The organism is uncultured Desulfovibrio sp. (assembly GCF_902477725.1).
In the GTDB taxonomy this organism is placed as follows: domain Bacteria; phylum Desulfobacterota; class Desulfovibrionia; order Desulfovibrionales; family Desulfovibrionaceae; genus Desulfovibrio.
Map to the genome: position 1 here is coordinate 180,684 of NZ_CABSIF010000001.1, position 13,979 is coordinate 194,662.

Below are 13,979 nucleotides of genomic sequence, written 5' to 3' on the forward strand. Positions count from 1 at the left end.
TTGAATATGTTGTCGCGGTCTTGCTGGACGCTCATGCCATCGGCAGCCGTTTGGAAGACCCCAATTTTGCACACCGCGCCAATGCGGTTAGCGAGGAGAAAAAATGCTGACAAAAGAGGATATTCGCACACATATCGCTTCATTTATCGGTGAAAAAAACATGCTCACCAAGCAGGAAGACCTCGTTTGTTACACCTACAATGCTGGCGGGGCGGCCCCATCAGCCTTTCTGCCCATTCTGGTAGCACTGCCCGTCACCGCCGAAGAAGTTTCCAAAATCGTCGGCTTCTGCAATGAGCACAAAATCAGCGTGGTCACCCGCTCACAGGGAAGCGGCCTCAGCGTCAACGCCATTACTGAAAGCGACTATTCCATCATCATTTCGCTGCAACGCATGAACTCCATCATTGTGGAGCCGGAAATCCTGATGGCTGTCGTTGGCCCCGGCGCCATCACTGCCGACATCAAAAAAGCTGCTGCCGCGCACAGCCTCATGTACCCGCCGGACCCTGCCAGCTTCACGTTTTCTTCCATCGGCGGCAACGTGGCGACCGATGCAGGCGGCTTGCAGTGCGTCAAGTACGGCACCACCAAAAGCTACGTCACGGGCATGCAGGTCGTGCTGGCTTCGGGCGAGATCATCCGTGCGGGCGGCAAGTGCATCAAGGACGTGACTGGCTACAACCTGACCCAATTGTTCACTGGCTCTGAGGGTACGCTTGGCGTCATAACAGAAATCACCCTCAAGCTCATTCCCCTGCCGCAGGCAAAGCGCGCCATGCGCGTTGCCTTCAACAACATTGAAAACGCCGCCAAGGCTGTTTCTGCAATCATGACGAGCGGCGTTGTGCCCTCCATCATGGAATTTCAGGAACAGACTTTGATCCGCGCTGTTGAAGACTACACCCATGCCGGTCTGCCCGTGGATGCGGGCGCAATGCTGCTGATCGAAGTGGACGGCGACGTTTCCACCCTCAAGCCGCAGGTGGAAGTGATCCGCCGGGTGTGCGAGCAGCTGGGCATGGTCGATTTTCACGTGGCAGAAACCGCAGAAGAAGCCGAGCAGCTCTGGGTTGCGCGGCGTTCCGGCCTGCCCGCCCTTGCACGCGTGGCAAAGGGACGTTTGGGCGGCGACCCGGCTGTGCCCATCAACAAGCTTGCCCAGGCCGTGCACATGCTCTTTGAAGTGGGCAAGAAGCACGGCATCAAGGTGAGCTGTCAGGGCCATGCGGGCGACGGCAACATTCATCCGCACTTCTTCTTCAACTCAGATGAAGAAAAGAAAACAGCCGCCAAGGCCCGTTCCGAGTTCCATTACGAAATCATCAAGATGGGCGGGACAGTTTCTGCGGAGCACGGCGTGGGCCGCGAAAAAGCGCCCTACATCACCAAGCAGCTGGGCGAAGCTCAGGTCGGGGCCATGCGGGCCATCAAAAAGGCTCTTGATCCCAACAATATCCTGAATCCTGGCTGCATCTTCGGAGGCCAGGCATGAGCAAGTCCCTGGACGAATTGAAAGCAGCCGCCCTCAAATGCACCCGTTGCGGGCAGTGCCTCACCATCTGCCCGGTTTACGGCAAGACATACGAAGAATCCAATTCTTCACGCGGCAAGCTTTTTCTGCTGCGTTCTCTGGCGGACGGCACGGTAAAGCCCACCAAGGAACTGATGGAACTGGCCGCCCGTTGCACCCTGTGCATGCGCTGCAAGGCCATCTGCCCTTCCGGCGTCAACACCACCGACCTGATCATGGCCTTACGCCGCAAGATGGCGGAAGAAGGCCAGCTGCCAGCCGCAAAGAGCATCGCCTTCAAAGCTGTCACCAAGGGTCGGCTGTTTGATATGGCCCTGAGCCACGCCAAACCTTTTCAGTCCATACTCTTCAAAAATACGGAAAACGGCGCGGGCAAGGTTTCACGCATTCCCATCCCCGCCGCAGGGCTGAACCTACGCCGCGTTGTCCCGGCCCTGGCCGACAAGCCGCTGCGCAAGATCATGCCTGCCGTCAGCAGCCCCAAGGGATCCGCCCGTGCTCGGGTGGCCTTTTTCCCCGGCTGCATGCTCAACTATGTCTATGTCAATGCAGGCAAGGCCCTCATAGACGTGCTGGTTGCCAACGGCGTGGAAGTGCATTTGCTGGACAACCTTCAGTGTTGCGGCACACCACTGTTTTCATCCGGCGATTTTGACGGCGCGGCCCTGCTGGCTGAAAACAACGCGCGCATCCTTTCGCGCGGCAGCTTTGACGCCGTCATCACCGGCTGCGCCACCTGCGGCTCGGCCCTCAGCAAGGAATACGGCGAGGTGCTGCAAAACAGCGACGCGCTTTCTGCGTGGGAAGGATTCAAGGACAAGGTCTTCGACTTTTCCGACTTCCTCATCAAGCTTGGCCCTGCGCCCTATGTGCAGAACGTCCCCCTCAAGGCGACCTATCACGATGCCTGCCACCTTGTGCGCGGCATGGGCGTTTCCAAGCAGCCCCGCAGCCTCATCCGCGCCATACCCGGCCTGCGCTTTGTGGAAATGAGCCGCCCCGATGTCTGCTGCGGTTGCGCGGGCACGTTCAGCGCCACCCACTACGAGCTGTCCCAGCAGATTCTGGCGGATAAAACCAGCGACATTCTGTCCACTGGGGCGGATGTTGTCGCCACGGGCTGTTCTGCCTGCAAGATGCAGCTTATCGACGGTTTGAGCCACCGCGGCGCAAACATTCGCGTGCTGCACACTGCCGAACTGCTTGCCAAGGCATATGGCCTGTAACAGGGCCATGCCGCGTCCCCTACGCGGCATCCCTTGCGGGCATGCTTGCTGTTTTGATTGAGCCATCTGCACAGCGAGCATGCCCGCAGGGGAAACAGGATCCAGTCAACCGCAGAATATTCATAACGCCCTGTTATTTAATTTTTCCGCGGAAATAACGGATCAGCCCAATACTTCGCAACGGTACACAACGTTAACTTTCGCAACACAGCCGAAAACATAGTTAACCAAACAATCCAGCCTTTAGAAAAAAGAGAAGTAATTTCAGCGCAGTGTAGCAATCAATTTTTTGGCACAATATTTGCTAAACTACAAACTGCAACTCTTGGATAATGGCAGAAAAATACACTCTCAAGCGCCTGTATTTTTCATATAAAAAAGAGAATTACAGCCATTACAACTGCAATTAATGCCGTTACATCCGACAAATGAAGTTGTTTTGCACAAAGCAGTACACATCAATTTGAGCAATGGCAGAATAATTACTGGTGGCACCACAACGGAAACGAGGTTTAGAAAGGCAATGAAAAAACAAAGCAAGCTCATCCAGGGTAACGCCGCCATAGCCCAAGGCGCGTTCTACGCAGGAGCGCGGTTTTACGCCGGGTATCCCATCACCCCTTCGTCCGAAATTGCTGAAATCGCCTCGCGCGAGCTCCCCAAGCTTGGGGGGATTTTCATGCAGATGGAAGACGAACTGGCGAGCATGGGCGCCATTGTGGGTGCATCGCTGGCAGGCGTGAAGTCGTTCACCGCCACCAGCGGCCCCGGTTTTTCGCTTATGCAGGAAAACCTCGGCATGGCGACCATGGGCGAAGTACCTGTGGTGGTAGTGAACGTGCAACGTTCCGGCCCATCCACAGGCCTTGCCACCAAACCGGCCCAGTCCGACATCATGCAGCTGCGCTGGGGACGGCATGGCGACCAGGAAATTATCGCGCTGACCCCGGCCTCGGTACAGGAATGCTTTGACCTGACGGTCAAGGCCTTCAACCTGTCCGAAAAATACCGCGTGCCGGTCATCATGGCCCCTGAAGAAGTCTGCGGCCATATGCGTGAAAACGTCGTCATTCCTGACCAGGGTGAAGTGGAGGTGGTTGACCGTAGCCAGCCCACCTGCGCACCCGCCGACTACAAGCCCTTCTGCTTTGATGAAGGCGCGGTTGCTCCTCTGGCACGCTATGGCAGCGACTATGTTTTCCATGTCACCAGCTCCATGCATGGCGAAAACGGCTTTAGCTGCAATACGCCCGAAAATGCCGGACGCAGGGTCGCCCAGCTGCACACCAAGATTGCCAAGGGCCGTGATGAGATCGTCATGACGCGCTACTTCGGTAAAGAAGACTGCGACACCCTGATCATTACTTCCGGCGTAGTCACCCGTGCGGCCCGCAGTGCCGCGCAAGAGGCAAATGCCAGCGGCGGCAAGGTTGGCGTTCTCCAGCTGCAAACCCTGTGGCCCTTTGCCGATGTGGAAGTGCGGGAAGCCGCACGCAAGGCCAAGCGCATTGTTGTTGCTGAAATGAACTATTCCGGCCAGCTGGCTGGAGAAGTGAAAAAGTATGTGCCGGATCCATCGCTGGTTGTTGGGGTTAACAGCTACAACGGCAGCATCATGACCCCGGCCCAGATCGCAGCCGCCTTGAAGTAAAGGAGAAATACAATGGCACAGGCTATTTCACGCTCGCTTCTTAACAAAGAAGCACTGCCGCTCATGTGGTGTGCGGGCTGCGGCAACGGCATTGTCCTGAACGCGCTTTTGTGCGCCATGGACGAGCTGAATCTCAAAAAGGAAGACGTTCTTGTCGTCACCGGCATTGGCTGCTGGGGCAAGGCCGATGATTATATTTCCGCCAATGCCCTGCATACCACGCACGGGCGCGCCCTCACCTTCGCCACCGGCGCCAAGGCGGCCAACCCCAATCTCCACGTCATCGTTCTTATGGGCGATGGCGACGGCACCACCATTGGCGGCAACCATCTTATCCATACGGCCCGCCGCAATATGGACCTTACGGCCATCATTGTGAACAACCTGAACTACGGCATGACCGGCGGCCAGTATTCGGCAACCACGCCCAACGGAGCCATCACCAGCACCTCTGTTGGCGGCAACCCCGAGCGCGGCTTTGACGTGTGCGATCTGGTGCGCGCCGCAGGGGCCAACTTTGTGGCCCGCGAATCCGTCACCAGCGGCATGCGCCTCAAAAACCGCATTGTTGCCGGTATCCAGAAAAAAGGCTTTTCGCTTATCGAAGCCATGAGCCCCTGCTCCACCCTGTTCGGCCCCCGCAACAAGATGAAGCAGCCTGTGGATATGCTGCGCAATCTCAAGGAAAAGGCCGTTTCCCAGGCAAAGTTTGATTCCATCGAGAACGCAGCGGATCTTGGCTACTTTGTCACCGGCGTCATCGCCGACAAGGACGTTCACGATTTCAACACTCGCTACGAGGCCGAGCGCGCGGTGATCACGGCCGCCAAGGGAGGAAAGTAGCATGGCCCAGTATGAATTTATCATGGCTGGCACCGGCGGGCAGGGCCTTGTGTTTTGCGCGTCCTTCCTTGCTGAAGCCGCTATTCTGGGTGGCCGCAACGTGGTGCAGTCCCAGTCGTACGGCATCTCGCAGCGCGGCGGCTTTATCAGCGCCGAAGTGCTGATGGATGATGCGGAAATCCTTTTCCAGCAGGTCGTCAAACCCAATCTGATCATTGCGCTGAACGAGGTTGTGGGCACCCGTTACGACAATGCCGTAGCCCCTGTTGTGTACGACACCTCGCTCATGAAACCCCGCCAGCTGAGCAACTGGATCGGCATCCCCATGACCGAGATCGCCCACGAGCTGGGCGCACCCAAATCGGCCAACCTTGCCGGTCTTGGAGCGGCCATGGCGCTTACCGGTGCACTGCCTCTGGACACGCTGCTGAGCATCGCCGAGCGCAAGGGCAAACCCGAAGTGGCCAAGATTAACATGGAAGTGATCAGGCGGGGCGCTGCTGCTGCCCAAGCCGCCCGGGGGGGAAACTGATGAGCGAGGAAAAGAAAACTTTTGAAGTTTGCGTGGACGCCGTGCTCTGCAAAGGTTGCGGCTACTGCAAGGAACTCTGCCCCAAGTCTGTTTACGACTTCGGCACGGAATACAATGCGGCTGGCTATCTCTTTATGACTCCGGTCAATGCGCAGGCCTGCATAGGCTGCCGCACATGCATGATGGTCTGCCCCGACTTTGCCATTGAAGTTTTGGAAAAATAACAGGCCGGAGTCAGTCATGGTATACAAGAGCTTTGACGAACTTGAAGCAGCAGTGATGCAAAAAGCCCACAAGTGCAAGGTGGCTGTGGTGGAAGCCGCAGACGAGCATGTGCTTGAAGCTGTGCGGCACGCTGTTGAAGTGGGCCTTGTGGAGCCGCTGCTGTTTGGCAAGAAGGAAGATATCGCAGCGAAACTCAAGGCCATAGGCCTGCCGGGCGATGCCTATCCCATTGTTGAAACTGCCACGCCGCAGGAATCCGCCACAGGGGCTGGCATGGCGGTCAAAGAAGGCCGGGCCAACTTTATTCTCAAAGGGCTGATCCAGACCGGCATTCTTCTCAAGGGTCTGTTCAAGGAAGAAACCGGCTTCCGCACCGGGCGGCTGATCTCGCACATGAACATTGTGCAGGTTGCCACCTACCCCAAGCTTCTAGCCCTGTGCGATGCCGCCATCAACATCGCGCCTACGCTCGAACAGAAGCGCGACATTATCCAGAACGCGGTGGATGCCCTTGCGCGCATGGGCATTGATAATCCCAAGGTTGCGGTACTGGCCTCTGCGGAAACCGTTAATGAAAAAATGCCTGAAAGCGTTGACGCCGCCGCGCTGAAAGAAATGAACAAGAACGGCCAGATCACCGGATGCCTGATTGAAGGCCCCATATCCTATGATCTGGCGGTATGCGCGGAATCAGCCGCCACCAAGGGCTATGAAAGCCCCGTTGCTGGTGATGCTGACCTGCTGGTGTGCCCCAATATTGTCACCGCCAACGTGCTCATCAAGTGCCTGCGCCATACGGCCAACGCGCTGACCGCAGGCATAGTGGTGGGCGGCAGGGTGCCGGTGGTGCTCAATTCCCGCGCCGCGAGCGCTGAAGACAAGTTCAGGACCATGGTTCTTGCGGCCTCTGCCGCGGGGTAGCCACCTGCTCGCAGGGTTTCAGGCTGCCGCGCTGCAATGCCGCTCAGCGCATCAGGCGCGGCAGCCCATAACAGCAAGAGCATTTTACATCGTTCCACAAGGATATGACATGGCGGAAACCAACTATACCGTTCTTTCCATCAATCCCGGTTCCACCTCCACGCGGATTGCCGTTTACAAGAACCATGAGCTTTTGTTCCAGAAAAAAGTGGATCATCCGGCAGAATCCCTGCGCGGGTTTGAAAGCAACGTCGCCCAGTTTCCCATCCGGCTGGATGCCATACTGAAGGCGCTGCAAGAAGAGCAGTTTGACCTGCACCAGCTCTCCGCCGTGGCCGGGCGTGGCGGCAAACTGCCCCCACTCTTGCAAGGCGCGTATCTTGTTGATGAGGGCATGCTGGATTTTCTGCGGCACCGCCCCATTGACGACCACGCCTCCAACCTCGGTGCATTGCTGGCGCACGAAATAGCCAAGCCGCTGAACATCCCCTCCTACATCTATGATGCCGTGGTGATGGATCAGATGGAAGACATCGCCAAGCTCTCCGGCCTGCCGGAAATTCGCCGCAAGGCCTCGTGCCATGCTCTCAACATGCGTGCCATGGCCATCAAGGCCACCGCGAGCAAGGGCTGGAAACTGGCGGACAAAAACATCATCGTCAGCCACATGGGTGCGGGCATCAGCGCCACGGTCATTCATCAGGGGCGCATGATTGATGTCATCACTGATGAGGAAGGCCCCTACTCGCCCGAGCGTTCCGGCGGCCTGCCCAACAGGCAGCTCATCGACCTGTGCTTTTCGGGCAAGTTTGACCGCCATTCAGCCACGCGGCGCACGCGCGGTCAGGGAGGCCTGATGGCCTACCTTGGCACCAACAACGCCCTTGAGGTTGAACGCCGCATTGCCGAAGGCGATGAAAAAGCCCGCCTTGTGTACGACGGCATGACCTATCAGGTTGCCAAGCACATTGCCTCGCTGGCTGCGGTCATCAACGGCAAGGTGGATGTTGTTGTGCTTACCGGCGCATTGGCCAACTCCTCGTACATCATTGACCGCGTGGTGCCCCGGATACAGTTCCTCGGCGAGGTCATGGTGCTGCCGGGAGAAAACGAGCTGGAAGCGCTGGCATACGGAATTTTGCGCGTACTGCGCAAGGAAGAAGGTTTCCATACCTTCCACGAATAGTCAGGTGCACCCGTGTCGCGCTGCTTACCCCAATCCCTGTAGATCAAGCAGCCCCCTCAGGGGCAAGGCGGATCCCCGCCTTGCCCCTGCGAGCGACATACCGTTCCGGCCTGTTGGCGCATTGCTGACAACGCAACATTTAGCTTGCTTATTGACATAGTTAGCGCAAAAAAACACTGGCGCACGGCACATTGCAGTTAGCTGAAAAACAAACAATATTTTTACGATACCCATGGCGCAAATGCGGCCCAAAGCGGGATCAAAAACAAAGCGCATAAAGAGATTCTGTGGATATCTCAAACGCGTTTAACAGACTGGTTGTTTGTGTTTGGCATGCGCGCACTAGAGCCCGGCAAGAGCGTTATTGTGGTTGTATCTGAAGTGACGCTCAACATATGAAACAAAAGATATTTTTACGTTGGGTTGCTTGCGCCTCTTTTGCATTTCCGGTCTGCTCCGGGGTTTTTAATTTTTCGTTCATTTTTTTGCCCTGAGGCCGTTCCATTTTTTTACACAGAGGGAGTGTCATGGCTGAAATAGCTGCTGAAAACAAAGGGAATCTGGTCAAGAACATTCGCCTTGCGGGGTCTGTTCTTTCCATCATCCTTGGTATCTGGGTTGCCCTGCAAGCGCCACCAGAAGGCCTGAACGAAAAGACCATGATTGCTCTTGGCATCACCGTGTGGGCTGTGGGTTGGTGGATCACCGAGATCGTGCCAGAATTTGTCACCGGTTTGATGATGTGTATCTTGTGGTCGGCCTTCAAGTGCGTGCCCTTCAAAACAGCGTTTGCCACGTTTTCCACCTCCGGCTGGTGGATCATGGTCGGTGCATTCGCCCTGGGCGCAGTGGCAGGCAAAACAGGTCTCTTAAAGCGCATCTCGCTCTGGGTGCTCAAGCTGTTCCCTGCCAGTTTTGCCGGTCAGGTGTGGGGGCTGATTGGTTCGGGCACTGTGATCGGGCCGCTCATTCCCAGCATGAACGCCAAGGCCACGCTTTCTTCGCCCATTGCCATGGGCATCAGCGATGAACTTGGCATTGAACGCAAGTCCAACGCCGCCAACGGCCTGTTCGGCGCATGCTATGTGGGCTTTATCCTCATGGGCCACATGTTCATGAGCGGCTCGTTCAGCCATTACGTGCTGGTGGGCATGCTGCCCGAGGCTTATCGCGGCGTTACGTGGCTGCAGTGGCTTTTGTGGTCGTTGCCCTATGGCGTGTGCGTTTTCCTCGGCATGGGTCTTTTTATCGTGACCTGCTACAAGCCCAAGGAAAAAGTCAGCCTGCCCGCAGGCTACAGCAACGCCCAGCTTGAAAAGCTCGGACCCATGACCCGTAATGAAAAGCTGTGCATGGGCGTACTTATTGTCACCCTGCTTATGTGGATGACCGAATCGCTGCACAAGATATCTGCCGGTGAAGTTTCCCTCATGGCCATGTGCGTGCTCATGCTGCTCAAGGTTATGGACAAGAATGATTTCAAGACGGGCATCGACTGGTCGTCCGTTGTTTTCGTGGGCAGCATCCTGAACATGGCCTCGGTTATCCAGTCTCTCAAGGTTGACCGCTGGCTTGGTACGGAGCTGCAGCCCCTTCTTGCCAACGTGATTTCCGAACCCGCCCTGTTCATTGTGACCCTGGTGGTTGTGGCCTCGCTCGTCAAACTGGTTATTGTGTCGCTCACGTCCGCCTCGGCCATCTTTGTTCTGATTCTTCCGCCCATCATGATCGCCCACGGCATGAACCCCTGGATCGCCTGCATGGTCACCTTTGCCGGCAGCGATATCTGGTACCTGAGCTACATGAACTCCATTTACCTTTGCGCCCATTTCGGCACACAGGGCAAAATGGCGCGGCACTCAGCCATGATTAAACTTTCGGCTGCCTATACCGCCATATGTATAGTGGCCTTTCTTATCAGCATACCCTACTGGAAAATGCTCGGCCTCATAAAATAACGGGGTTCCGGCGTATCCGGTACGCAAGTCGGATTTATTACGCAGTCGCGGCATGGATTTTATTGTGAAATCCTTGCCGTGACTGCGTCGTTGAACAGAATATACGAGATAATCACGGCATAAACGGTGCAAGACATTCCTGGCTTGCGTTGCTTGCATGGCAGGGCAAAGCGGCACTGACGCAAGACAGGTTTTGGCCTGTGTTTTTTCAATACCTGCTGTATTCATTCAATATTTCATGCTGTTCATGTTTACTTTGCATACAGCGAGGTTTATGTTTTTAACACCACCCGGCGCATACGCCATGTGCGAACCATTCAGATGACGAGGCCCCCATGCTGCCAGCCAGTTTCAAACCGCGTATTCTTTGCGTTTCCATTTATGGTGAAATGGCCCAGCTTGTGCGCCACTCCGCAGGCCAGTTCGGCGTTGAGGTGGATGTATTTGATGGCGGCATTTACAACAGCGGGCACCTCCACGCGCTTGAGGTGGAAAACCGTTACGATGTCATCATCAGCCAGGCGGGAACGGCCATTGCCATCCAGCATATGGTCAAAACACCTGTGGTGCCCATCCAGATTACAGCCAACGATATCGTCACCCCCCTGCGCGAAGCGTCAGAGCGTCATCAGAACCTGCTCTGCATCACCTACGACAGCAATCTGAGCGTTGATATTGAATCATTGGCGGCCTTTGCGCGGCTTAAAAATTTCCGGCAGGTCATCTACCGCAACGAGCAGGACTTCAACAGTATCATTGCCCGCCTTCCCACGCTGAAAGATGTTGCCATTGTCGGATTTGGCGGATGCGTCATTGAAAAGGCGGCACAGTACGGCCTGCCATACTATCTCATACGTTCCAGCAAGGACAGCGTGCATCAGGCTGTGCTTTCCGCCCGCAACATTGTTGACCAGCACATCAAGGAGCGTACACGCTCCCGCCGCCTGAACAATATTATCAACTATTCTCTCAGCGGCATCGTTTCCGTCAATCGCGACAAAACCATTGCCATCTGCAACCGCCCAGCAAAGCAGATGCTTGACCTGCACGGCAAGAAGCTGGTGGGCATGGACATTGATGCCCCGTCAACGCCGCCGGAACTCAAGCAGATGCTCGGCAACGGCGAATACACCGTGGACAAGGTCTTGCCCCTCAAGGGCAAGACCCTTGTGGTCAACCGCGTACCTATCCGCGTTCGCGAGCATGATCAGGGCACCATCATTGTTTTTCAGGAACTTTCCAAAATCCAGAAAATCGAAGCTGAGGCCCGCGTACAGCTTGCCAGCAAGGGTTTGGTGGCAAAATACAATTTTTCAGACATCATCGGTTCAAAAAATACCCTTGGCCCGGTTGTGGCCGAAGCCAAGCGCTATGCCCGCAGCAGCGCCTCCATTCTCATTGAAGGAGAAACAGGTTCCGGCAAGGAGCTTTTTGCCCAGAGCATCCACAATTTCAGCGAGCGCAAAAAAGGCCCCTTTGTGGCCCTGAACTGCGCGGCCCTGCCCGAGCACTTACTGGAGAGCGAACTTTTTGGCTATGAGGAAGGGGCCTTTACCGGAGCGCGCAAGGGCGGCAAGCCGGGCATGTTTGAGCTGGCCCACCGGGGGACGCTGTTCCTGGATGAAATCAGCGAAATGAGCCTCGCGACGCAGGTGCGTCTGCTGCGCACCTTGCAGGAAAAAGAAATCTTCCGCATTGGCGGCGACCGTGTAATCAACATTGACGTACGCATTATTGCGGCTTCAAACCGCGACCTCTACGCCATGGCGCAGGAAGGCTCTTTTCGGCGCGACCTGTTCTTCAGGCTCAACATCTTGCCGCTGCAAATACCGCCGCTGCGCAAGCGCAAGGAAGACATCCCCACGCTCATTGCCCATTTTATCAAAAAAAGCCATCAACACGTGGCCGGACGCAGTCGCCTCAAATTTGACAATGCAACGCTTGCCGCGCTGTCAGCGCACGGCTGGCCGGGCAATGTGCGCGAGCTGGAGCATATTCTGGAGCGCGTGTTTACCCTCTATGACGAGCAACAGGACTTTGACGCGCTGATTACAGACATCATGCGGCGGCACTGCCTGCGGCAGGGCATGTCTGGCCCATGCCACCCTCTGGATGATGTTTTGCAGGTGCCACGCGGCACCATGGCAGAGATGGAACGTTTCATTCTTGAGGCCTCGCTTGAAGAGCACGGCGGCAACAAAAAAGCTCTCGCTGACGCTCTTGGCATCAGCCGCGTGACCGTGTGGAAAAAGCTCAAGGAACTTGAAGGCGAAGAACAGGGGAGGACTGACCCCAAGGCGAATATGACCTGAAGCCAGCCGCGCATCTGACGCCCATAATCACGGCTGGTCTTGCTTTTGTATTTTTGCCCTACAGTTTTTTGCGCTTTTGCCGATCAGATGGATGCACAGGTTCGCACAAGCGGCCAAGGAGCAAGCCATGGACGATGTGAAGATGGGCATGAACGTAAGCCTGGCCAGAAGCGCTTTGAACATTCAGGCCAACATGTCTGCCGCGCTTATCAACGGAACTATTGATAAGGGCGCTGAAATGGAGCAGAACATGCGCAGCCAAGGGCTTGCCGCCGAGGGCATTGGCGGAAAGCTGGACGTGCAGGCTTAATACGCTTTGCCGTACGAAGAGGAACAGCCGCCGGGTACTGCCCGGCGGCTGTTGCGCGTTGAGAGGGTAAACCACGAATCAGGATCAGGCTGCGGCCCGGCAGCAAGCGGCCATCTTGGCCTTCGGCTGCCGTCGTTCCGACATTTTTTCGTTTACCCGCGCGCGTTGACAAATACCCGCAGAATAGTAAGGCTGTATGCGCCGGTTCCCGGCCCAGATTCTGCCATATCCGCACAAGGAGTTTTTGTGAAAATTCTTGTAACACCCCGTTCTTTCGGCAAAACCAATCCCGAGCTGTTTGACCGTCTGGCCCAGGCCGGGCTGGAAGTGATACGCAACGACACAGGCGGCATTCTCTCCGCCGAGCAGATGAAGGAAAAACTGGCCGACTGCGCTGGCGTTATTCTTGGCGTTGACCCCATGGACGCCCCGGTGCTGGCCGCTGCCCCCGGCCTCAAGGCCATTGCCAAATACGGCGTTGGGCTGGACAATATCGACCTTGCGGCCTGCAAGGAGCGCGGCATCGCAGTTTCGCGCACCGTGGGGGCCAACAGCAATGCCGTGGCCGACTACGCCCTGACCCTCATGCTCATGGTGGCCCGCAAAGCCGGGCTTATCGACCGCCGCTGCCGCCAGAAAGACTGGGGCAAGATCACCAGCATTGACCTGTACGGCAAAACCATCGGCATTATCGGCCTTGGGGCCATTGGCCGCTGCGTGGTCAAACGCGCACAGGGCTTTGGCATGAAGATTCTGGCCCATGATGTTGTGTGGGACGATGTCTGGGCCGCCAAGGAAGGCGTGGAACGCGCAGATGTTGACCGCATTTGCCGCGAGGCCGACTTTATCACCCTGCACACGGTGCTGACGGATGACACCCGCAACCTCATCAATGCCCAGCGCCTTGCAAGCATGAAAAAGACAGCCGTGCTGATCAACACCGCGCGCGGCGGGCTTATTGACGAAGCCGCCCTGCTGGCAGCCCTGAAAGAGGGCAGCATCTACGGCGCGGGCCTTGACGTATTTGAACAGGAACCCCCGGCTGATGCGGCATGGTATGAACTGGACAACCTTGTGATGGGTTCGCACTGCTCATCCTCCACCGCAGGTGCCACGGAAACCATGGGCAACATGGCTGTGGCCAACCTGTTGCGCGATCTGGGGCTGTAAGCAGCTTCACGGCCTGAATAGTACGCGCCTGTGGGCGCGAAATGCAGCCCGCCCGCATCCTCACAGGAGAATGCGGGCGGGCTGTTATTTACTGCTCAGAGGGACATGACG

General features: G+C 56.5%; 12 protein-coding genes. All 12 read left to right on the forward strand.

Going from position 1 to position 13,979, the window contains the following annotated elements; all coding sequences use genetic code 11:
* The first annotated feature begins 103 nt into the window (after nt 1-103).
* The 12 genes from RDK48_RS00785 to RDK48_RS00840 all read left to right on the forward strand — a co-directional run bounded on the left by RDK48_RS00785 (nt 104) and on the right by RDK48_RS00840 (nt 13,868).
* Nucleotides 104-1,495, forward strand: a complete 1,392-nt coding sequence (locus tag RDK48_RS00785) for an FAD-binding oxidoreductase (protein WP_298996122.1) — start codon at nt 104-106, stop codon at nt 1,493-1,495.
* Entirely contained in the window at nt 1,492-2,760 is a 1,269-nt protein-coding gene (locus tag RDK48_RS00790) for a (Fe-S)-binding protein (RefSeq protein ID WP_298996124.1), read from the forward strand. The genes RDK48_RS00785 and RDK48_RS00790 overlap by 4 nt, the downstream gene beginning before the upstream one ends.
* 523 nt (nt 2,761-3,283) lie before the next feature.
* The gene (locus tag RDK48_RS00795) at nt 3,284-4,411 is read left to right on the forward strand and encodes a 2-oxoacid:acceptor oxidoreductase subunit alpha (RefSeq protein ID WP_298996126.1); all 1,128 of its coding nucleotides are present in this window, start codon (nt 3,284-3,286) and stop codon (nt 4,409-4,411) included.
* A gap of 12 nt (nt 4,412-4,423) precedes the next feature.
* The gene (locus RDK48_RS00800; protein WP_022659691.1) at nt 4,424-5,254 is read left to right on the forward strand and encodes a thiamine pyrophosphate-dependent enzyme; all 831 of its coding nucleotides are present in this window, start codon (nt 4,424-4,426) and stop codon (nt 5,252-5,254) included.
* 1 nt (nt 5,255) lies between these two features.
* Nucleotides 5,256-5,786, forward strand: a complete 531-nt coding sequence (locus RDK48_RS00805; RefSeq protein ID WP_298996129.1) for a 2-oxoacid:acceptor oxidoreductase family protein — start codon at nt 5,256-5,258, stop codon at nt 5,784-5,786.
* A complete protein-coding gene (locus tag RDK48_RS00810) occupies nt 5,786-6,010 on the forward strand; it encodes a 4Fe-4S dicluster domain-containing protein (protein WP_022659689.1) in 225 nt (74 codons plus the stop codon). Before RDK48_RS00805 ends, RDK48_RS00810 begins: the two co-directional genes overlap by 1 nt.
* 16 nt (nt 6,011-6,026) lie before the next feature.
* On the forward strand, nt 6,027-6,932 hold the full coding sequence (locus tag RDK48_RS00815; RefSeq protein ID WP_298996132.1) for a bifunctional enoyl-CoA hydratase/phosphate acetyltransferase: 906 nt from the start codon (nt 6,027-6,029) through the stop codon (nt 6,930-6,932).
* A 109-nt stretch (nt 6,933-7,041) separates the two neighbouring features.
* Nucleotides 7,042-8,118, forward strand: a complete 1,077-nt coding sequence (gene buk / locus RDK48_RS00820; protein WP_298996134.1) for a butyrate kinase — start codon at nt 7,042-7,044, stop codon at nt 8,116-8,118.
* 527 nt (nt 8,119-8,645) lie between these two features.
* A complete protein-coding gene (locus RDK48_RS00825) occupies nt 8,646-10,076 on the forward strand; it encodes an SLC13 family permease (protein WP_298996135.1) in 1,431 nt (476 codons plus the stop codon).
* Between the two features lie 335 nt (nt 10,077-10,411).
* Complete coding sequence (locus RDK48_RS00830; RefSeq protein ID WP_298996137.1) at nt 10,412-12,388, forward strand: sigma 54-interacting transcriptional regulator; 1,977 nt, start codon at nt 10,412-10,414, stop codon at nt 12,386-12,388.
* 127 nt (nt 12,389-12,515) lie between these two features.
* Nucleotides 12,516-12,698 (forward strand): hypothetical protein, encoded by a 183-nt coding sequence (locus tag RDK48_RS00835; protein ID WP_298996139.1) that lies wholly within the window; start codon nt 12,516-12,518, stop codon nt 12,696-12,698.
* A gap of 246 nt (nt 12,699-12,944) precedes the next feature.
* On the forward strand, nt 12,945-13,868 hold the full coding sequence (locus tag RDK48_RS00840; RefSeq protein WP_298996141.1) for a phosphoglycerate dehydrogenase: 924 nt from the start codon (nt 12,945-12,947) through the stop codon (nt 13,866-13,868).
* Nucleotides 13,869-13,979 lie beyond the last annotated feature (111 nt).